Source organism: Streptomyces sp. WM6386 (assembly GCF_000972385.1).
Taxonomy (GTDB): Bacteria; Actinomycetota; Actinomycetes; order Streptomycetales; family Streptomycetaceae; genus Streptomyces.
On the sequence record NZ_JXTE01000066.1, the window covers coordinates 1 to 20,985 of the forward strand.

18 protein-coding genes are annotated in these 20,985 nt (G+C 71.1%); 13 read left to right on the top strand and 5 right to left on the bottom strand.

What is annotated here, in order from left to right:
- Positions 1-161: 161 nt before the first annotated feature.
- A complete protein-coding gene (locus TN53_RS31755; protein ID WP_046262199.1) occupies positions 162-2,765 on the bottom strand; it encodes a DEAD/DEAH box helicase in 2,604 nt (867 codons plus the stop codon).
- A gap of 494 nt (positions 2,766-3,259) precedes the next feature.
- Between TN53_RS31755 and TN53_RS31760 the strand changes: the two genes are divergently transcribed.
- Positions 3,260-3,997, top strand: a complete 738-nt coding sequence (locus tag TN53_RS31760) for a ferritin-like fold-containing protein (protein WP_199924680.1) — start codon at positions 3,260-3,262, stop codon at positions 3,995-3,997.
- Between the two features lie 131 nt (positions 3,998-4,128).
- On the opposite strand, the gene TN53_RS31765 is transcribed toward TN53_RS31760, so the two are convergent.
- The 4 genes from TN53_RS31765 to TN53_RS31780 all read right to left on the bottom strand — a co-directional run bounded on the left by TN53_RS31765 (position 4,129) and on the right by TN53_RS31780 (position 6,010).
- Positions 4,129-4,398: a hypothetical protein gene (locus TN53_RS31765; RefSeq protein ID WP_046262226.1), complete on the bottom strand. Its 270-nt coding sequence runs from the start codon at positions 4,396-4,398 to the stop codon at positions 4,129-4,131.
- Positions 4,399-4,594: 196 nt separating this feature from the next.
- Complete coding sequence (locus TN53_RS31770) at positions 4,595-4,822, bottom strand: DUF3107 domain-containing protein (protein ID WP_046262201.1); 228 nt, start codon at positions 4,820-4,822, stop codon at positions 4,595-4,597.
- Between the two features lie 136 nt (positions 4,823-4,958).
- Positions 4,959-5,600, bottom strand: coding sequence for a TetR/AcrR family transcriptional regulator (locus TN53_RS31775; protein ID WP_046262227.1), 642 nt, complete (start codon positions 5,598-5,600; stop codon positions 4,959-4,961).
- Positions 5,601-5,791: 191 nt separating this feature from the next.
- The gene (locus TN53_RS31780) at positions 5,792-6,010 is read right to left on the bottom strand and encodes a hypothetical protein (protein WP_046262202.1); all 219 of its coding nucleotides are present in this window, start codon (positions 6,008-6,010) and stop codon (positions 5,792-5,794) included.
- A gap of 164 nt (positions 6,011-6,174) precedes the next feature.
- Here TN53_RS31780 and TN53_RS31785 point away from each other — a divergent pair, with 164 nt between their 5' ends.
- The 12 genes from TN53_RS31785 (at position 6,175) to moeZ (ending at position 20,983) form a co-directional block, all read left to right on the top strand.
- Positions 6,175-7,230 (top strand): alpha/beta fold hydrolase, encoded by a 1,056-nt coding sequence (locus TN53_RS31785; RefSeq protein WP_046262203.1) that lies wholly within the window; start codon positions 6,175-6,177, stop codon positions 7,228-7,230.
- Between the two features lie 8 nt (positions 7,231-7,238).
- Entirely contained in the window at positions 7,239-8,849 is a 1,611-nt protein-coding gene (locus tag TN53_RS31790) for a DUF3152 domain-containing protein (protein WP_046262204.1), read from the top strand.
- Positions 8,850-8,905: 56 nt separating this feature from the next.
- Complete coding sequence (locus TN53_RS49375; RefSeq protein ID WP_324609637.1) at positions 8,906-8,998, top strand: Ms4533A family Cys-rich leader peptide; 93 nt, start codon at positions 8,906-8,908, stop codon at positions 8,996-8,998.
- Positions 8,999-9,146: 148 nt separating this feature from the next.
- On the top strand, positions 9,147-10,865 hold the full coding sequence (locus tag TN53_RS31795) for an ABC transporter substrate-binding protein (protein WP_046262205.1): 1,719 nt from the start codon (positions 9,147-9,149) through the stop codon (positions 10,863-10,865).
- Positions 10,866-10,869: 4 nt separating this feature from the next.
- Positions 10,870-11,856 (top strand): ABC transporter permease, encoded by a 987-nt coding sequence (locus TN53_RS31800; protein WP_046262206.1) that lies wholly within the window; start codon positions 10,870-10,872, stop codon positions 11,854-11,856.
- Positions 11,853-12,851: an ABC transporter permease gene (locus TN53_RS31805; RefSeq protein ID WP_046262207.1), complete on the top strand. Its 999-nt coding sequence runs from the start codon at positions 11,853-11,855 to the stop codon at positions 12,849-12,851. Before TN53_RS31800 ends, TN53_RS31805 begins: the two co-directional genes overlap by 4 nt.
- The gene (locus tag TN53_RS31810; RefSeq protein WP_046262208.1) at positions 12,848-14,686 is read left to right on the top strand and encodes a dipeptide ABC transporter ATP-binding protein; all 1,839 of its coding nucleotides are present in this window, start codon (positions 12,848-12,850) and stop codon (positions 14,684-14,686) included. The genes TN53_RS31805 and TN53_RS31810 overlap by 4 nt, the downstream gene beginning before the upstream one ends.
- Before the next feature lie 190 nt (positions 14,687-14,876).
- Complete coding sequence (locus tag TN53_RS31815; protein ID WP_046262228.1) at positions 14,877-16,571, top strand: DUF3492 domain-containing protein; 1,695 nt, start codon at positions 14,877-14,879, stop codon at positions 16,569-16,571.
- Positions 16,568-17,866, top strand: a complete 1,299-nt coding sequence (locus tag TN53_RS31820) for a hypothetical protein (protein WP_046262209.1) — start codon at positions 16,568-16,570, stop codon at positions 17,864-17,866. The genes TN53_RS31815 and TN53_RS31820 overlap by 4 nt, the downstream gene beginning before the upstream one ends.
- A gap of 178 nt (positions 17,867-18,044) precedes the next feature.
- Positions 18,045-19,004, top strand: a complete 960-nt coding sequence (locus TN53_RS31825; RefSeq protein ID WP_046262210.1) for an NAD-dependent epimerase/dehydratase family protein — start codon at positions 18,045-18,047, stop codon at positions 19,002-19,004.
- On the top strand, positions 18,992-19,741 hold the full coding sequence (locus tag TN53_RS31830; protein WP_046262211.1) for a spherulation-specific family 4 protein: 750 nt from the start codon (positions 18,992-18,994) through the stop codon (positions 19,739-19,741). The genes TN53_RS31825 and TN53_RS31830 overlap by 13 nt, the downstream gene beginning before the upstream one ends.
- Before the next feature lie 63 nt (positions 19,742-19,804).
- Complete coding sequence (gene moeZ / locus TN53_RS31835) at positions 19,805-20,983, top strand: adenylyltransferase/sulfurtransferase MoeZ (RefSeq protein ID WP_046262212.1); 1,179 nt, start codon at positions 19,805-19,807, stop codon at positions 20,981-20,983.
- Positions 20,984-20,985: the final 2 nt, after the last annotated feature.

A 20,985-nucleotide genomic window follows, 5' to 3' on the forward strand; every position in this document is an offset into this window, starting at 1 on the left:
GCAGGCCGCGGTTCATGTGAGGCGGGTTCGTGAGGCGGCGGTCTCGCTGCCCCGGGGCGAGGGGGCATGTGGGTGTGTGAGCCGGGCTGGCTCTCCAGGAGGGGGCCGGAAACGCCGAAGGCCCGGCCCACGTGACGTGGGCCGGGCCTTCGGGTGAGCGGTCAGCTTTCCGTGGACTCCGCGGCGGCCGTGACCTTGCGGGTACGGCGGCGCGGCTTGGCCTCCGGCTCCGCGGCGGCCTGGGCCGGGATGTCGGCGGCCACGGCCGTCTTCCGCGTGCGAGCCGGCTTGGCCTCGGTCGTCTCCGTGGCGGCGGTCGCCTTGCGAGTGCGGCGCGGCTTGGTCTCCGTGCCCTCCGCCGTGTCGGCGGCGGTCTCGGCGGCGGCCGTTGCCTTGCGGGTGCGACGCGGCTTGGCCTCGGTGACCTCCGGAGCCGCAGCGGCTTCGACGGTCTCGGCGACCTTGCGGGTGCGGCGGGTCCGGGGCTTGGCCTCCGTGGCCTCGGCGGTGTCGACCACTGCCTCGGCGGTCTCGGCGACCTTGCGCGTACGGCGGCGCGGCGCGGCGGCGGGGGCCTCGGCCGCGTCGACCGCGGTCTCGGCGGCCGCGGCCGTCTTGCGAGTGCGGCGCGGCTTGGTCTCCGTGCCCTCCGCCGTGTCCACCGCGGTCTCCGCGGCGGCGGCCGTCTTGCGCGTACGGCGCGGCTTGGTCTCCGGCTCCTCCGCGGCCTGCGCCGGGATCTCGGCGACAGCCGCGGCGGTCTCGGCGACCTTGCGGGTGCGGCGGGTCCGGGGCTTGGCCTCGGCGGCCTCGGCCGTGTCGACCACGGTCTCGGCGGTGGCGGCCGTCTTCCGCGTGCGGCGCGGCTTGGTCTCCACGGCCTCGGCGGTGTCGACGGCGGCCTCGGGAGCGGCAGCGGCCTTGCGGGTGCGGCGCGGCTTGGCCTCCGTGCCCTCCGCCGTGTCCACCGCGGTCTCCGCGGCGGCGGCTGTCTTGCGCGTACGGCGACGCGGCGCGGCGACGGGGGCCTCGGCCTCCGCGACCTCGACGACGGCCGGCGTCTCGACGGCGACCGTCTCCGCGGCCTTGCGGGTCCGGCGGCGAGGCTTCGTCTCGGTGGCCTCGGCGACGGGCGCCTCGGGCTCCTTGACCTCGGCGACGACCTCCGGGACCTCGACGGTGACCGGCGTCTCGACGGCGGCGGTCTCCGGCCTGCGGCTACGACGGCGGCGCGACCTGGTCTCCGTGGCCTCGGCCGTGTCGACGGCGACCTCCGCGGCCTCGGACGTCGTGGCCGTGGCCGGCACCGACTCCAGCGAGGCGGCTCCGTTACGGGTGCGGCGACGGCGACGCGGGGTGCGGGGCGCGGACGCGTCCTCGGTCACCGCGCTCTCCTCCGGCGCGGTCGTGCCCACCGGTGCGGCGGCCCCGTCCAGCGGTGTGCCGTTGCGGGTACGACGGCGACGGCGCGGCGTACGGGCCGGACGCTCACGGTCGGCGGAACGGGCCTCGTCCCGGCCACCGCGGCCACCTCGGTCGCCCCGGTCACCGCGACCGCGGCCACCACGGGCACCGGTCTCGCCCAGGTCCTCGACCTCCTCCGCGGCGAGGCCCGCGCGGGTGCGATCGGCACGCGGCAGGACACCCTTGGTGCCCGCGGGGATGTTCATCTCCTCGTAGAAGTGCGGGGAGGTGGAGTACGTCTCCGGCGGGTCGTTGAAGTTGAGCTCCAGCGCCTTGTTGATGAGCTGCCAGCGCGGGATGTCGTCCCAGTCGACGAGGGTGATCGCGATGCCCTTGGCGCCCGCGCGGCCGGTACGGCCGATGCGGTGCAGGTACGTCTTCTCGTCCTCGGGGGACTGGTAGTTGATGACGTGGGTCACGCCCTCGACGTCGATACCGCGGGCGGCGACGTCGGTGCAGACGAGGACGTCCACCTTGCCGTTGCGGAAGGCCCGCAGCGCCTGCTCACGCGCGCCCTGGCCGAGGTCGCCGTGGACCGCGCCGGAGGCGAAACCGCGCTGCTGGAGCTGGTCGGCGAGATCGGCCGCCGTGCGCTTCGTACGGCAGAAGACCATGGCCAGTCCCCGGCCGTCGGACTGCAGTATGCGCGCGACCATCTCGGGCTTGTCCATGTTGTGCGCGCGGTAGACGAACTGCGCGGTGTTGCGCACCGTCTGGCCCTCGTCGTCCGGCGCGGTGGCGCGGATGTGCGTGGGCTGCGACATGTAGCGGCGCGCGAGACCGATGACCGCGCCCGGCATGGTCGCCGAGAACAGCATCGTCTGACGGCGGGCCGGCAGCAGGTTGATGATCTTCTCGACGTCGGGCAGGAAGCCCAGGTCGAGCATCTCGTCGGCCTCGTCGAGGACGAGTGCCTTGATGTGCTTGAGGCTGAGCTTCTTCTGGCCCGCGAGGTCCAGCAGTCGGCCCGGGGTGCCGACGATCACGTCGACGCCCTTCTTGAGGGCCTCGACCTGCGGCTCGTACGCCCGGCCGCCGTAGATGGCGAGAACGCGTACGTTACGGACCTTGCCCGCGGTCAGCAGGTCGTTGGTGACCTGCTGGCACAGCTCGCGCGTGGGGACGACGACGAGGGCCTGCGGGGCGTCGGTGAGGTCCTCGGGCTTCGCGCGGCCGGCCTCGACATCGGCGGGGACGGTGACGCGCTCGAGGAGCGGGAGGCCGAAGCCCAGCGTCTTGCCGGTGCCGGTCTTGGCCTGGCCGATGACGTCCGAGCCGGAAAGGGCGACGGGGAGCGTCATCTCCTGGATGGGGAAGGGGTTGATGATGCCGACGGCCTCGAGGGCTTCGGCGGTCTCGGCAAGGATTCCGAGATCTCTGAACGTCGTAGTCAGGGTTTTGCCTCTTCTGTGTGCGCGGTGCGAGGCGAGCTCGGGGGTCGTCTAGGACCGTGCTGGGGACGTCGACTGCCTTACGGGGCTAGCCGTAATGGCACGGGACCTCTGCCGACGCTCAAGCGCTCGAACCGCTGAGGGTCCCTCCGGATGCCGTACGCACAGTGCCGTACGGCCAAGGAGAGCTGTCAGGTCGGAGCCGACCGGGGCCACCGACCGGGCATCCTCATACGTGCGGCCCGTCGAAATACGCGGTCCTCATAGACGTGCGTACTCAGCAGGCGCATTACCACCATACCCCGGAAACGCGCACATGCGATGGCCGATTTGGTCACGTAGTCGTCGTCACACTGCTTCACCAGGGACTTCCGCCGCGCGGGGAGCGGGCTATTGTGCGCTTCATGACGACGCCTGACAACACCTCCGACGCTTCTCCCGAACCCACCGGAGTCGCCGCCCAGGACTGGGCGAAGGCCTCCGCCGAACCGCAGTACCGGGCCGCTGTCGTGGACCTGCTCGGCGCGCTCGCGTACGGGGAGCTGGCGGCGTTCGAGCGGCTCGCGGAGGATGCCAAGCTGGCGCCGACGCTCGCGGACAAGGCGGAGCTGGCCAAGATGGCGTCGGCGGAGTTCCACCACTACGAGAAGCTGCGCGACCGGCTGACCGAGATCGGTGCGGAGCCGACGGAGGCCATGGAGCCGTTCGTCGCCGCGCTGGACGGCTTCCACCGGCAGACGGCGCCCTCGGACTGGCTGGAGGGGCTCGTCAAGGCGTATGTCGGTGACTCGATCGCCAGTGACTTCTATCGGGAGGTCGCGGCGCGGTTGGACTCGGACACGCGCGAGCTGGTCCTGGCGGTGCTGGACGACACCGGGCATGCCGGGTTCGCCGTGGAGAAGGTGCGGGCGGCCATCGATGCCGATCCGCGGGTGGGTGGGCGTCTCGCTCTGTGGGCGCGGCGTCTCATGGGAGAGGCTCTGTCGCAGTCGCAGCGGGTCGTCGCGGACCGGGACGCGCTGTCGACGATGCTCGTGGGTGGGGTCGCCGACGGGTTCGATCTGGCCGAGGTCGGGCGGATGTTCTCGCGGATCACCGAGGCGCACACCAAGCGTATGGCTGCGCTGGGGTTGGCGGCGTAGCGCTCCGCGGGGGGTGGCTTGGGTTGTTGCGCGACTGCCGGTTGCGAGGGCTGGTCGCGCAGTTCCCCGCGACCCTGAGGGGCGCTCCCCTCAAGGGCGTTGGGAAGTCGGCGTCGGGAGAATTTCAGGCCTTACGCCGGTGCCGACCTACGGCGGAGTCTTCCCGCAGGGCGGAGCAGGAGCGAGAGGGACGCGGCCGAGACGACCACCGCGCCGATGAGGTTCAGCAGGATGCTGCCCGAGCCCAGGGCGCTGTGTGTGACGAAGGCGCCGAACAGTGCTCCGGCGACGCCCGTCGCCAGCACCAGGGAGCGGGTGGGCAGGCGGTGGGCCAGCCGGTGAGCTGCCACCGCGGCCAGGACGAGACCGAGCAGTGCGGAGCCGAGCGTTTCCAGCAACATCATTTGGGGTCCCTCCCACACGGTCACGCTGCGCATTGCGGTCGTAGCCCGTCCTACCCGTGACCTGCGGAATGCAATCCTCCTCTGTGGGTGACTTGTGCTCCATATGTGGAGAAAAAATCTTGCGGAGCTTTGCTCGTACGACGAGAAGGGCCCGGCGACTTCACGTCGCCGGGCCCTTGTCGTATGCGTCCGTCTACAGCGCGCCGAAGCCCACCTTGCGCGGGGCCGGCTCGCCGAGTTCCACGTAGGCCAGGCGCTCCGCCGGGACCAGGATCTTGCGGCCGTGCTCGTCCGTGAGGCTCAGCAGCTGCGACTTTCCGGCGAGTGCCTCGGCCACCACGCGCTCGACCTCCTCGGCACTCTGACCGCTCTCCAGAACGATCTCGCGGGGCGCGTGCTGCACGCCGATCTTGACCTCCACGGCTATGTCCCTCCGACGGTCAGTGAAGTGCGCGACCTTGCGCGCCGTACCCAGCACACATTAGCCCGGTGAGGGGACGTTCACGCTCCGCGCAAGAACGCCAGGAGCGAACAGCGGGCGGGAACAAAGTGTCGGGTCAGTGGTGATCGATGCCGTGCAGCGGGAAACCGGCGATGCCCCGCCACGCCAGGGACGCCAGCAGCTGAACCGCCTGATCGCGCGGCACGCTGCGGTCGCTGTGCAGCCAGGAGCGGGCCACGACCTGTGCGAGGCCACCCAGACCGGAGGCCAGCAGCATCGACTCCGCCGGCGAGAGGCCGGTGTCCTCGGCGATGACCTCGGAGATCGCCTCCGCGCACTCGTTCGTGACCTTGTCGACGCGCTCGCGCACCGCGGGCTCGTTCGTCAGGTCCGATTCGAAGACCAGGCGGAAGGCGCCGCCGTCGTCCTCGACGTAAGCGAAGTAGGCGTCCATGGTCGCCCGTACGCGCTGCTTGTTGTCGCTCGTCGACGCGAGCGCGTGCCGTACGGACTGGATCAGGGACTCGCAGTGCTGGTCCAGCAGGGCGAGATAGAGGTCGAGCTTGCCCGGGAAGTGCTGGTAGAGCACCGGCTTGCTGACTCCGGCGCGCTCGGCGATGTCGTCCATCGCGGCCGAGTGGTAGCCCTGCGCCACGAAGACTTCCTGTGCGGCGCCCAGCAGCTGGTTCCGTCGGGCACGGCGCGGCAGGCGCGTACCTCGAGGGCGTGCCGCCTCTGTCTGCTCGATGGCTGTCACGCCGCCTCCCATAAGTCGTCCACTTGCGGTGTGCGCCGCGCCGCCATCGTACTTTTCGGTAACCGTGGTGTGCGCGGTGCGAGCGCAGAATTTCACGTACCGGACGGTGGTGAAAGCCCCGCGAAGGTTTCAAAGCGGTACTTAGCGGGCAGCGCCTGTCGCGCTCCTGCTCGGTGAGGGAGCCCGGGGTGTCACCGATAGTCCTCCTCGTCGATCTGTACGACGCGGGCCTGTTCGATGAGGTCGGCCTCGTCGGCCTCACCCGTATCGACGCCGGTCAGTGGGTCGTCGCGGTTCTGGGAGACGGCCGTCTGCTGCTCGGCGGCGTCGCCCTCGGGGGCCTCGACGTCGAGCTCGACGTCACCGCCGCTGTCCTCGAAGGTGTCGGGGTCGCTGGGGTCGTAGGCCATTGCGGGCTCCCTTCCTAGAACGTCCCTGACTGGTGCAGGGGGCCACATGCGGGTGCCCTGCATACGAGCCTAGGAGACACACGATCCGGACGCTATGCGATGTGCGTGGTCTCTGTGACGGCGAACACATGAACCACTGCGTGATCGTCTCGTAACATTGCCGCATGTCTTCGACCGAGTTGCCGTCCGTACCGGCCGCCAATGTGCTCCCGAAGGTGACGCCCGTCAGGGTGGCGGAGGGCGAGCGGCTCAGGTCGGTGGGGTTGCCGGGGATCACGCTGTCGGTGCGTTCGAGACCGCCCGCGCGCGAGGGCCTGCCGCCCGCGCTCTACGTCCACGGCCTCGGCGGTTCCTCGCAGAACTGGTCGGCGCTGATGCTGGAGCTCGAGAGTGTTCTCGACGGTGAGGCCGTCGACCTGCCCGGTTTCGGGGACTCGCCGCCGCCGGACGACGGCGACTACTCGATCACCGCACACGCGCGTGCGGTGATTCGTTTCCTGGACGCTTCCGGCCGCGGCCCGGTACACCTCTTCGGCAACTCCCTCGGCGGCGCGGTCTCCACGCGCGTGGCCGCGGTCCGCCCCGACCTCGTGCGGACGCTGACGCTCGTGTCGCCGGCGCTCCCCGAGATCCGCGTGCAGCGCAGCGCGGTGCCCACCGCGCTCCTCGCGGTGCCGGGCGTGGCCGCGCTGTTCACCCGGCTCAGCCGTGACTGGACGGCCGAGCAGCGCGTCCGCGGCGTCACGGCGCTCTGCTACGGCGATCCCACGCGGGTCTCACCGGAGGGGTTCCGGCATGCCGTCGAGGAGATGGAGCGACGGCAGCAACTCCCGTATTTCTGGGACGCGATGACACGGTCCGCGCGCGGGCTGGTCAACGCGTACACCCTCGGTGGGCAGCATGCGCTGTGGCGCCAGGCCGAGCGGGTCCTCGCACCGACCCTGCTCGTCTACGGCGGTCGCGACCAGCTCGTCGGCTATCGCATGGCCCGGAAGGCGGCCCGGTCCTTCCGTGATTCGCGGCTGCTGAGCCTGCCGGAGGCGGGGCATGTGGCGATGATGGAGTATCCGGACACGGTGTCCCGGGCGTTCCGGGAGTTCCTTGCGGACACGGGGAGTTCCGGCGACGGGGGCGGGTCTGCGGGCGCGTCCGGTGATGAGGCGTCTGTGAGTGCCGGTGCGTCCGACAGTGCGGCCGAGGCCGCGAGCGCGGGGAGCTGAGGGGCGGGGTGGGACGACACAGTCGCCGCCGCGGGCCTGCTCCCAAGAGTGACCCCGCGGACATAACCGCAGAACGAGATGGCCGGCAGGCCGGGGGCGCTCCGGGGCCCCAGGGTCCCTCGCCTCGCCAAGGAGCCGTACGTCCGCCGCAGGGCGCTCCGCCGCAGCAGGGGATGCCGGCGCCGGGCGGGCCCTCGGTGTACGGGGATCCGGTCTACCGGGAGGCTCCGCGAGGGGTTCGGCGGATGCCGGACGGGACGCCCGCGCAGGGGGTGCCGCGATTCGGGGGCGGGACGCCTGCACGAGGGGTTCCGCGCTTGGCTGACGGGACGCCGGCTCACGGTGTGCCGAGGTTCGCCGACGGTACGCCTGCGCGGGGTGTGCCGCGTCTTCCCGACGGCACTCCCGCCCATGGCATGCCCCGCTTTTCCGACGGCACCCCTGCCCACGGCACGCCCAGGTTCTCCGACGGCACCCCCGCGCACGGCACCCCCCGGGTCCGTGGCGGTCACCCCGAGCAGCGGGAAACTGGCGGTGCATGGGGTGAGTTGGGGGCCCACGGCATGACTGGTGCGCCCGGTGTCGCGATACCGAGGCAGCGGCAGGCGCCTCCCGGAGGGTCCCGGCAGACGGGGCCTGCGAGCCCTCGGCAGGAGTATCTCGACGCCTTCGGGGACCAGGACGTCTTTGCGCCCCGTGCTCCTCAGGGACCGGCCGACCCGTACGCCTCCGTCACCGACTGGCAGAGCGTGCCGCAGCCCCGTACCGACGTCGACGACGACGAGCCGCCCACCGGTGAGCCCACGCAGCAGAGGGGCGGCAAGGGGCGGGCCTTCACCGGCATCGCGGCGGCCGCCGTCACCACCGTGCTGGCCATCGTCGTCGCAGGTCAGGTCACCGACGGGCGGGACGACGACAGCGTACGGTCGCAGTCGGCCACCGACCAGGCGCGGGACGCCCGGGATTCGGCTTCGCGCTCGGACGGGCGGCCGGCGCCGTCCTCGTCGCCGGGTGTGGCGCTGACGTACGAGCAGAAGATGGGCCGGCGGTACGCCCTCGACGCGAAGCTCGAAGGGTCGGGGAAGTTCGACGCGGTCAAGGGCATCGACAAGGCGCCCGGCACGGGACAGAAGTTCACCTATCGCGTGGATGTCGAGCGGGGGCTCGGGCTCGACGGCGAGCTGTTCGCCCAGGCCGTGCAGAAGACGCTCAACGACGACCGGAGCTGGGCCCACAACGGTGCCCGCACCTTCGAGCGCATCTACTCCGGCAAGCCCGATTTCGTGATCACCCTCGCCAGTCCGGGGACGACCGCGAAGTGGTGTGCGAAGTCCGGTCTGGACACCACCGTGGACAACGTGTCCTGTGATTCGGCTTCCACCGAGCGCGTGATGATCAATGCCTATCGGTGGGCTCAGGGGTCCAAGACCTACGGTGATCAAATTCACGCCTATCGGCAGATGCTGATCAATCACGAGGTCGGTCATCGGCTCGGCAACCACCACGTGACCTGCGACAAGAACGGCGAACTCGCCCCGGTCATGCAGCAGCAGACCAAGTTCCTGAACCACGACGGAATCACGTGCAAGGCCAACCCCTGGGCCTACCCCGGGAGTTGACGGGCGCCTCTCGGGTCGCGTTGACATGCGCAGGAAAGTCATACATATTGCTGCGCATGTCGCCCTGTCACGCCTCCGTTCGCGCCGCCATCGAGCTGGCGCTCATCGGTGTGACCGCACTGTGCGTGGCCGACATTCACTGTCGCTGACGTCCGCCCTCGGGCGTTCGCGTCGCGATCTTCTTCCTTTCCCGTGACCTGGTCACGGTTTTTCGACGACCTGACGCCCGGGCAGACCTCTGTTCACTTCTGTCTCACTCCTTGTCTGCCTGTCTCACCATTCGAGAGGTCGTCTCCGATGCGTCAACCGTCCGTCATAGCGCGCCGCGTGGCCGCGGTGTCCGTAAGCCTGGTTCTGGCAGCGGGCGCCGCCGCCTGCGGGCCGGACGACAACGATGCCAAGGGCTCCGGTGGTGACTCCACGCCCCACAAGGGCGGCACCCTGACGGTCCTGAATTCCGACCCGCAGCAGGACTTCGACCCCGCCCGCCTCTACACCTCCGGCGGCGGCAACGTCCCGTCCCTGGTCTTCCGTACCCTCACCACCCGCAACCGCGAGAGCGGTGAGGCCGGCGCCGAGGTCGTCCCGGACCTCGCGACCGACACCGGGCGCCCCAGCAAGGACGCGACCGTGTGGACGTACACCCTGAAGACGGGCCTGAAGTACGAGGACGGCACCGCGATCACGTCCGCCGACATCAAGTACGGCATCGAGCGGTCCTTCGCGCCCGAACTCTCCGGTGGCGCCCCCTATCTGCGGGACTGGCTGGTCGGCGCAGCCGACTACCAGGGGCCGTACAAGGACAAGGGCGGGCTCGACGCGATCGAGACGCCGGACGACCGGACCATCGTCTTCCATCTGAACAAGCCCGAGGGCGAGTTCCCGTACCTGGCCACGCAGACGCAGTTCACGCCGGTGCCGAAGGCCCAGGACACCGGGACGAAGTACGAGGAGCACCCGATCTCGTCGGGCCCCTACAAGGTCGTCAAGAACGAGAACGACGGTGAGCACCTCGTCCTGGAGCGCAACACGTACTGGTCCACCTCGACGGACGCCGAGCGCAAGGCCTACCCGGACAAGGTCGACGTACGGTCCGGGCTCGACTCCTCCGTGATCAACCAGCGGCTGTCCGCGTCCCAGGGGGCGGACTCGACCGCGGTCACCACGGACACCAACCTCGGGCCGGCCGAGCTCGCCAAGGTGACGGGCGACAAGGAGCTCGCTGCTCGCGTCGGCACCGGGCACTTCGGCTACACCAACTACATAGCGTTCAACCCGACGGTCAAGCCGTTCGACAACGTCAAGGTGCGACAGGCGATCTCGTACGCCATTGATCGCTCCTCGGTGGTCAACGCGGCAGGTGGATCCTCCCTCGCCGAGGCCGCCACCACCTTCCTGCCGAACCAGAAGTCCTTCGGCTACGAGCCCTACGACCTGTTCCCGGCGGGCGACGCCGGCGACGCGGCGAAGGCAAAGGAGCTGCTGAAGGAGGCCGGGTACGCGAACGGGCTGACCATCACGCTGACCCACTCCAACTCCAAGGACTTCGAGACCAGCCCGGAGATCGCGACCGCGGTCCAGGACGCGCTCAAGAAGGCCGGCATCACGGTCAAGCTGCGGGGCCTGGAGGAGAACGACTACAAGGACAAGATCCACAGCGTCAAGGCCGAGCCCGGCTTCTTCCTCGCCCACTGGGGTGCCGACTGGCCCTCCGGCGGCCCCTTCCTCGCACCGATCTTCGATGGTCGACAGATCGTGAAGGACGGCGCGAACTTCAACACGGGCCTGTTGAACGACAAGTCGGTCAATGCCGAGATTGACTCGATCAACAAGTTGACCGACCTTGACGCTGCCGCCAAGCGGTGGGGTGCGCTGGACAAGAAGATCGGTGAGCAGGCGCTGACCGTGCCGCTGTTCCACCCCGTCTACAAGCGTCTGGTGGGCCAGGACATCAAGAATGTCGTGATCAGCGACTGGACCGGTGTGCTGGACATCTCGCAGGTCGCGGTGAAGTAGCGCCGTGAGCGAGGCACTTGTCGCCACCCAGGCCCCCGAGGCGTCCGTCTCGGGGGCCTCGGGGGCCCGTCAGTTCTGGCGGCGGCTGCGGACGCAGCGCGCCGCCCTCGTCGCGGCGGCCGTCGTCGCGCTGCTCGTCCTGGTCGCGCTCGCGGCGCCGCTGCTGACCGCCCTCGAAGGCCAGGACCCGACCACCTACCACCCCTCACTGGTCGACTCCGCGCGCGGTGGCGTGCCCGTCGGCTCCTTCGGGGGCGTCAGCGGCGACCACTGGCTCGGCGTCGAACCGCAGACCGGGCGCGACATGTTCGCGCGGCTCGTCTACGGGGCTCGCGTCTCCCTGGGTGTCGCGCTGGCCGCGACCGTCGTGCAGGTGTTGATCGGCGTCGTGGTGGGTGTGACGGCCGCTCTCGGCAGTCAATGGGTTGATCAACTGTTGAGCCGGCTCGCCGACATCATCGTCGCCCTGCCCCTCATGATCATGGCGTTGGCGCTGCTCTCGATCGTGCCGTCGGACTTCCCGCGGCCCGTCCTGGTCGCCCTCGTCATCGGCCTCATCGGCTGGGGCACCATCGCGAAGATCACGCGCGCACAGACGCTCACCCTCAAAGGGCTCGACTATGTCTCAGCGGCCCGGCTCAGCGGCTGGAGCACCTGGCGGATCGCCCGCCGGGAACTGCTGCCCGGCCTCGCCGCGCCGGTCATCACGTATGCGGCGCTCCTCGTCCCGATCAACATCACCGTCGAGGCCGCGCTGTCCTTCCTCGGTGTCGGAGTGAAGCCCCCGACGCCGTCGTGGGGACAGATGCTGACCGCCGCCGACGTCTGGTACCAGGCGGCCCCGCAGTACCTGCTGCTGCCCGCGGGCGCGCTCTTCGTGACCGTGCTGGCCCTCACCGTCCTCGGCGACGGCGTCCGCACGGCGCTCGACCCGCGCGCGGCCTCACGTCTGCGCGTCGGAACGGGCCGCAAGAGGGAGGCCAAGGCATGAGCGGCTTCACCGGCTTCGTGCTGCGCCGCCTGCTGGGCGCCCTGGTCACCCTGTTCGCCATCTCGGTGATCGTCTACGTCGTCTTCTACGTCACCCCCGGCAACGTCGCCCAGATCACCTGCGGCCCGCGCTGCTCGCCCGCCCAGGTCCAGCAGGTCGCCGACCAACTGCACCTGAACGACCCGCTGTACACGCAGTACTGGCACTTCCTGCAGGGCCTGGTCGCCGGCCAGGACTACTCGACCGGCACGTCCGTGGAGCACTGCTCGGCGCCCTGCCTCGGGCTGTCGTACCAGAGCGACCAGCAGGTCACCCAGCTGATCCTGGCCAAGCTGCCGGTCAGCCTGTCGCTGGTGTTCGGCGCGATGGTGCTCTGGCTGATCCTCGGCGTCGGCACCGGCGTGCTGTCCGCGTGGCGACGCGGCCGGCTCACCGAGCGCGTGCTGACCGGCATCACGCTCGCGGGCGTGGCCACGCCGGTCTTCGTCATCGGCCTGGTCCTGATGATCGTCGTCTGCGGGCAGCTGCAACTGCTGCCGTTCCCGCAGTACGTGAACTTCACCGACGACCCCGAACAGTGGGCGTGGAACCTGCTGCTGCCCTGGCTGTCGCTGGCCCTCATCGAGGCGGCCGCGTTCGCCCGCCTCACGCGCGCGTCGATGCTGGAGACGCTCGCCGAGGACCACATCCGCACCTTCCGCGCGTACGGCGTGGGGGAGCGGTCGATCATCGGGCGGCACGCGTTGCGCGGGGCGCTCGCGCCGGTCATCGCGCTCAACGCCAACAACTTCGGCAGCGCGGTCGGCGGCGCGGTGCTCACCGAGACGCTCTTCGGACTGCCGGGCATCGGTCAGGAGCTCGTCCGTGCCGTCAGTGTGGTCGACCTGCCGGTCGTGGTCGGCATGGTCCTGATCATCGGCTTCTTCGTGGTCGTCGCCAACGCCGTCGCGGACGTGCTGTACGCCGTGGCCGACCGACGGGTGGTGCTCGCATGAGTCTGGTGGACGTCAGGGATCTGAAGGTCGAGTTCGGCGAGCTGCGGGCCGTCGACGGGCTCTCCTTCCGCCTGGAAAAGGGCGCCGCCCTCGCCCTGGTCGGTGAGTCGGGCTCCGGCAAGTCCACGGTCGCGTCCGCCCTGCTGGGGCTGCATCGCGGCACGGGCGCGAAGGTCGGCGGTGCGATCGAGGTCGCCGGCATCGACGTACCGGCGGCGTCGGACGAGGCGCTGCGGCGGCTGCGGGGCGGGAAGGCCGCGATGGTCTTCCAGGACCCGCTGTCGTCCCTCGACCCGTACTACGCGATCGGCGACCAGATCGCCGAGGTGTATCGCGTGCACGCGCGCGTGTCGCGCCGAGCCGCACGTGCGCGTGGGGTGGAGGTGCTGGACAGGGTGGGAATTGCGGACTCACCGCGCCGGTCCCGGTCCCGTCCGCACGAGTTCAGCGGCGGCATGCGCCAGCGCGCGCTCATCGCCATGGCGCTGGCCTGCGAGCCGGACCTCCTGATCGCCGACGAGCCGACCACCGCCCTCGACGTCACCGTCCAGGCCCAGATCCTCGACCTGCTGCACACGCTGCGCGAGGAGACCGGCATGGGGCTGCTGCTCGTCACGCACGACGTGGGCGTGGCGGCCGAGAGCGTCGACGAGGTGCTGGTGATGCGGCACGGGCGCGTCGTCGAGCACGGGGCGGTGGGGGATGTGCTGGGGGAGCCTTCGCAGGCGTATACGCGGGAGCTGTTGGGGGCGGTGCCGCGGGTGGACGTGCGGCGGCGTGCGGTGGCGGGAGTACGGGCTGCGGGGGCGGATGTCGCGCCAGGTGCGTCGGACGCCGGGTCGCAGGCGCCGGAGGGCACCTCGCGGGCAGTCCCGACGGCAGCCGCCGTGCCGTCACCCGACCGCCCCGCGAAGTCGTCGAGCGCGCCCGGCACCGCCTCGGGCGGATCCTCGCCGACGGCCGCCGGGCCACACTCCGACGCGGACCGCGAACCGCCGGAGCTGTCCTCCGCGGCGCCGCCGAAGGCCGCCGCGGAGACGCCTGCGCAGCCCACCGACGTCGTCCTCGAAGCGCACGGCCTCCGCCGCGAGTTCGGCCGCGGCAAGCGGGCGTTCGTCGCCGTGGACGACGTGTCGCTGACGATCCGCCGCGGGGAGACCCTCGGCATCGTCGGTGAGAGCGGCAGCGGCAAGACGACGCTCGGGCGCATGCTGGTCGGGCTGCTGGAGCCGACGGCGGGGGAGATCAAGCCGGGCGGCGGGGTGCGCCCCGACGTGCAGATGGTCTTCCAGGATCCCGTCTCCTCCCTCAACCCCCGCCGCAGCGTGGGCGAGTCGATCGCCGACCCGCTACGTGCGCGTGGCGAGAAGGACGAGATGCGCATCAAGGGGCGCGTTCGGGAACTGCTGGAGCGCGTGGGGCTCGAAGGGGCGCACTACGACCGCTATCCGCACGAGTTCAGCGGCGGACAGCGCCAGCGCGTGGGCATCGCGCGGGCGCTCGCGGCCGACCCGCGCATCATCGTGTGCGACGAGCCGGTCTCCGCGCTCGACGTGACGACTCAGGCCCAGGTGGTCGCTCTGCTCGGCGAGTTGCAGCGCGAACTCGGGCTCGCGCTCGTCTTCGTCGCCCACGACCTCGCCGTGGTACGGCAGGTCAGTGACCGGGTCGCGGTGATGCGCCGCGGCCGGATCGTCGAGTCGGGGCCCGCCGACGAGGTGTACGACAACCCCCGGGACCCGTACACCAAGCAGCTCCTGGCCGCCGTACCGGCGCTCGATCCCGAGGTGGCCGCGCGCCGCAGAGCGGCACGCAGGGAACTGGCCGTTGCCTGACGTAACGTAACTGCTTGATCTCTTAGCGCGATCAAACGCGGCCCGCACGGGAAAGTTACGACCGTTCACCCCTTTTGGTGGCGCGATGGACAACCGTCCGTCGCGCCACCGTCATGTCCGCATACGTTCGTCCCGCTGCGAGCCGCCGGACCAACGGCGGCTCCCCATACGGGAGATCGGGGGTGCGCTCGTGCGCATCGGACTGCTTACGGAGGGTGGCTATCCGTATGTGAGCGGTGACGCCAGGCTCTGGTGCGACCGGCTCGTGCGCGGGCTCGGGCAGCACGAGTTCGACATCTACGCGCTCAGCCGCAGCGAGCGCCAGGAGGACGAGGGCTGGGTCCCGCTTCCCTCGCAGGTCAGCCGAGTGCGTACGGCGCCCCTGTGGACGGCCGAGGACGACGGCGTCGGGTACGGGCGCCGTGCGCGCCGGCGGTTCGCCGAGTGCTACGGCGAGTTGGCGGCCGTACTCTGCGCGGGCCCCTCCGAAGAGCCGTCGGCCCTTGAGGCGGACCGTTTCGGCAGCGCGCTGTACGGTCTCGCCGAACTGGCCCGCGACGAGGGCGGGCTGGTGGGGGCGCTGCGCTCCGAGACCGCCGTACGCGCCCTCGAGCACGCCGTGCGTGCGCCGGGCGCCGCACGCACGGCCCGCGAGGCGCGCGTACCCGATCTGCTCGCCGTGGCCGCACACCTGGAACGCGCACTGCGCCCCCTGTCCCTCGACTGGTACGAGGACGACGGGCTCGGCTCGGTCGACCTGTGCCACGCGGCCTCCGGCGGCCCGGCCGCTCTGCCCGGACTGCTCGCCCGCCATTTCTCCGACGTCCCCCTGCTGGTGACCGAGTACGGGGTGCGGTTGCGGACGCACTACCTGTCCGCCACGGACGCCTCGCCGTCGGTGCGGTCGCTGCTCGCCGCCTTCCACAGCCGGCTCGCCGCCGAGATCTACGGCCGCGCCGCGCTCGTCACCGCGGGCAACACACACGCCCGCCGCTGGCAGGAGCGCTGCGGCGCCGACCGCGACAAGATCCGCACGGTCTATCCGGGTATGGACGCCGCCCGCTTCGCGGAGGTCGGCGAGTCCCCGGAGTGCGCGGATCCCGACACCCTGGTCTGGGTCGGCCGTATCGAACCGACCAAGGACCTCATCTCCCTCCTGCACGCCTTCGCGGAGATCCGCAAGGAGGAGCCGAAGACCCGACTGCGCATCATCGGAGTGGCCGCAGGTCCCGAGGGCGCGGCCTACCTCGGCCACTGCAAGGCGCTGGCCGCGCAGCTCTTCCCGGACGAGGCGGACGGACTGCACGCCGTCGGCGACAACCCGGTCTCCTTCGGGGAGATCGGCGGCCCGGAGGTCCCGGCCCTCGCCGACGCGTACGCGTCGGGCGCCGTGACCGTCCTGTCCAGCGTCGTCGAGGGTTTTCCGATCAGCCTGGTGGAGGCCATGTTCTGCGGCCGCGCGACCGTGTCCACGGACGTGGGTGCGGTGGTGGAGGCCATCGGCGGCACCGGACTCGTCGTCCCCCCGCGCAATCCACGGGCGCTCGCCGAGGCGTGCGTGACCCTGTTGCGCGACCCCGAGCGCCGTGAGCGCCTGGGCGCCGCGGCACGCGCGCGGGCGCTCGAGCTGTTCACCGTCGAACAGAACATCACGGCATTTCACGGCATTTACCTGGAGATCGTCTCGCGACACCCGGTCCGCCGGGTCGTCCTCGACGACACCACTGGAGAGCCGCTTCCGTTCGCCGTCCCCGCCGAGGCCCACCTGCCCGGCCGCTGGACGGACTCCGGAGCCCGGGTCGTGGCCCGCGGCGGCCCCGGCTGGGCGGCAGGCCCTCCGGTACGCGCCAACACCCCGTTGCCCGCCACGGAGGGAGCGCGATGAGCGACCTCGGCGAACTGGACCGTCCCGGCACCCCGGCCGGCCCCGGCCCGTGGGACGCACGGTCGGAGGAGTGGCTGGCGGGGGACGGCGACGAAGGGCAGGGTGTTGACGCCGACGGCACCGAAACCGCCGTAGTCACCGCAGAAGAGGACGGGACGACCCCCCGCGGTCCCGAGGCACCCGCGGCCCGCAGACAGCCGCCTGCCCCCCGCCGCGCCGCCGCGGACCCCGTGAAGGCCCTGATCCACCGCCATCGCGAGCTGTGCGAACGGGCCGTGGATCCCCTGGAGATCGCGGCAGGCCTGGAGGCACACGGCGTCACCGACCGCACCGCGACCCGCTTCCGCCACCGGGACGTCTTCTCCCTCGCGGAGGAGATGTACGCGCGCGTGTCGAGAGACGGCGAGCCCCCCTCACCCGCCATCCCACCCGACGCCCCCCGAGCAAGCGCCGACTGGATCCTGCTCACCCTCCTGCCGGGCGCCCTGTGCGCCGCGACAGTGGCCGGCCTCCGCCTCACCGACGGTCAGCCCCGTCTGACCGTGGCCGTCGTGGGCACGCTCGCCGTGGCTCTGTCGCTGCGCGCGGCACTCACCCGCGGCCCCCTGAGCACCACCCACCACTCACCACCCCGCATCCTCACCCTGACCTGCTGGCTGATCGCCTACGCCCTCCTGGGCGACGGCCTGCTCCAAGCAGCCGTCACCGGCGGCCCCGACACCCTCCCCACCGGCACCCCCGACGGCCCCTGGCCACTGACGACCGCCCCCGTCCTGGCTCTCACCCTGTCCTGCGCCCCCGCGGCCTGGACCGCCCGTCTTTTCACCACCCGAGCCCGCCGCAAACTCACGCTCAGCCGGGGCCTGGAGGACTTCACCGCCTCCGTACTGCCGCTGTTGTTCGGCGTGTTCGTCCTGTACCTGTGCGCCCTGACGGCCCTGCTGATCCCGACCTCGGCAGTCCTGGGCGAACCCGCCCGCTACGCCCAGACCCTCACCCTGGGCGCCCTCCTCTTCCTGTCCCGTCTCCTCACCACCCACGGCTTCACCCACGCCCCGGCACTCGTCCTGACCGCCACGGCCATGACAGAGCTGACCGCCATCGCCTCGGTCTTCACCGCCCGCCTCCCGGGCTGCGACTTCCTGGGCGCCCCGATCGAGTCACTCGCCGCGGCATGGGACCCGGGCGGCGTCCCGACGCTCGCCTGCGCGGCAGGAGCGCTCACCCTCCTGCTGCACGCGGCCCGCCGGCTGACGAGGGCCTCGGCCCACGCCCCCACGGACCAGCAGTGGTGAGGCAACGGGGCACGAACCCGACGACGCACGACGAAGCAGTACGGCGCCCCGCGCGTCCCCACTCACACCAGCAGGCCGTCGCAGGCATCTCGCCCCACCTTCGGCGGCCCACCGTTCTGACAGGAGAGCACCACATGAACACCTCCCGACCCGAAGACCCGGCGACGGGAGCCGCACGATGAGGGTCCTGATGATCGGAGCCAACGGCTACCTCGGCCGCTTCGTCGCCGACCGCCTGCTCGCCGACCCGGCCGTCCAGCTCACCGCCCTCGGCCGCGGCGACGACGCCGATGTCCGCTTCGACCTCGCGTCCGGCAGTCCCGGAGCACTCACCCGCTTCCTCGACGCGGTCCATCCCGGCGTGGTCATCAACTGCGCGGGCGCCACCCGCGGCGGCGCCCGTGAACTCGCCCGCCACAACACCGTCGCCGTGGCCACCGTCTGCGAGGCCCTGCGCCGCAGCGGCTGCGGGGCACGGCTGGTCCAGATCGGCTGCGGCGCCGAGTACGGCCCGAGCCAGCCCGGCTCCTCCACCGCCGAGGACGCCGTCCCCCGCCCCGGCGGCCCGTACGGCGTCAGCAAACTCGCCGCCACCGAACTGGTCCTGGGGTCCGGCCTGGACGCGGTCGTGCTCCGCGTCTTCTCACCGGCAGGCCCCGGCACCCCCGCAGGATCCCCGCTCGGCCGCCTCGCCGAGGCCATGCGCCGCGCCATGCAGTCCGGTGACGGCGAACTCAAGCTCGGCGGCCTGGGCGCCCAACGGGACTTCATCGATGTCCGCGACGTCGCCCGCGCCGTCCACGCCGCCAGCCTCTCCGCCGCGCAGGGCGTCATCAACATCGGCTCCGGCCGTGCCGTCCGCCTCCGTGACGCCGCCGCCGTCCTGGCCCGCGTGGCCGGGTACGGGGGCGCCCTCCACGAACTCGACGGACCTCCCGGCCCGCTCAGGGCAACCATCGGCCACCCCCGCTCCGAACCGGACCATGGCGCTCCGGCCGCGTACCCGTACCCGGACGGCTGCGGCAGCTGGCAGCAGGCCGATGTGCGCACCGCACGCGACCGGCTCGGCTGGCGCCCCCGGATCAACCTCGAAGAGTCCCTCGCCGACATCTGGATGGAGGCGGCATGCCGCATCTGACCAGCACGAAGAAGCTCACGTCCGGCACTGAACTCCATACCGGCCTCGGTGTCCCCGGCTTCGCCCACCCCCTCGTCGCCCCCGCCGAATGGGCCGAACTCACCCGCCCCGGCACCCCCGTGCACTGGGTCGTCCTCAATGTCGCAGACGGCCCCGGCAGTCGCCCCGATCCGCACTGTCTGGAGGCGGCCGGCCGGCTGCGCAACGCGGGCGTCCGGGTCCTCGGCCACATCGACGCGACATACGGAGCGCGCGGCTTCGGCGAGATGATCTCCGACGCGCACCGCTACATCGACTGGTACAAGGCCGACGGCTTCCTCCTCGACCGCTGCCCGACCGAACGCGCCGCGCTCCCCGAGATCCGCCGCACGGTCACCACGCTCCGCGCGATCCGCGACGACGCCCATGTCGTCCTCGGCCATGGCACCCATCCGCACCCCGGCTACGCGGAGAGCGCCGACCAGTTGGTCACCTTCTCCGGCCCGTGGAGCGACTACCGCTGGTCGCAGGTGGCCGAGTGGACCGCCGACCATCCGCCCGAGCGCTTCTGCCATCTCGTCCACGGGGTGCCGGGCGGCCATCTCGACGAGGCGCTGCGCATCGCCCGTTGGCAGGGCGCCTCGACCATCTACTTCACGGACCGCACGGACCGGGGCGGCCGCACCGATCCCTGGGAGGCGATGCCCGGCTACTGGGACGAAATCGTCTCGCGGATCGGAACAGGTGTCTCGGAATGAAGAAGGCCATGGCAGTGTTACGGGGAGAACAACTGTAGTGATTGACCGACCAACGGAGTCCCCGTGTCGCTGCCACCCCTGGTCGAGCCCGCTTCCGAGCTCACCGTAGACGAGGTCCGCAGGTACTCCCGCCACCTGATCATCCCCGATGTCGGGATGGACGGGCAGAAGCGGCTGAAGAACGCCAAGGTGCTGTGTGTGGGCGCCGGCGGCCTGGGCTCGCCGGCGCTGATGTACCTGGCCGCGGCGGGCGTGGGCACGCTCGGCATCGTGGAGTTCGACGAGGTCGACGAGTCGAACCTGCAGCGCCAGATCATCCACAGCCAGGCCGACATCGGCCGCTCCAAGGCCGAGTCCGCCCGTGACTCCGTCCTCGGCATCAACCCGTACGTGAACGTGATCCTCCACGAAGAGCGGCTCGAGGCCGAGAACGTGATGGACATCTTCAGCCAGTACGACCTGATCGTCGACGGCACCGACAACTTCGCGACCCGCTACCTGGTCAACGACGCGGCCGTGCTGCTGAACAAGCCGTACGTGTGGGGTTCGATCTACCGCTTCGACGGCCAGGCCTCGGTCTTCTGGGCCGAGCACGGCCCGTGCTACCGCTGCCTCTACCCGGAGCCCCCGCCGCCGGGCATGGTCCCCTCCTGCGCCGAGGGCGGCGTCCTGGGTGTGCTCTGCGCGTCCATCGGCTCCATCCAGGTCAACGAGGCCATCAAGCTCCTCGCGGGCATCGGCGAGCCGCTCCTCGGCCGCCTGATGATCTACGACGCCCTGGAGATGCAGTACCGCCAGGTCAAGGTCCGCAAGGACCCGAACTGCGCGGTCTGCGGCGAGAACCCGACCGTCACCGAGCTCATCGACTACGAGGCCTTCTGCGGCGTCGTCTCCGAGGAGGCCCAGGAGGCGGCCGCCGGCTCGACGATCACTCCCAAGCAGCTCAAGGAGTGGATCGACGACGGCGAGAACATCGAGATCATCGACGTCCGCGAGATCAACGAGTACGAGATCGTCTCCATCCCGGGCGCCAAGCTGATCCCGAAGAACGAGTTCCTCATGGGCACCGCCCTGGAGAGCCTCCCGCAGGACAAGAAGATCGTCCTGCACTGCAAGACGGGTGTCCGCAGTGCGGAAGTCCTCGCCGTGCTGAAGTCCGCGGGCTTCGCGGACGCCGTGCACGTCGGCGGCGGCGTGATCGGCTGGGTCCACCAGATCGAGCCGGACAAGCCGGTGTACTGACC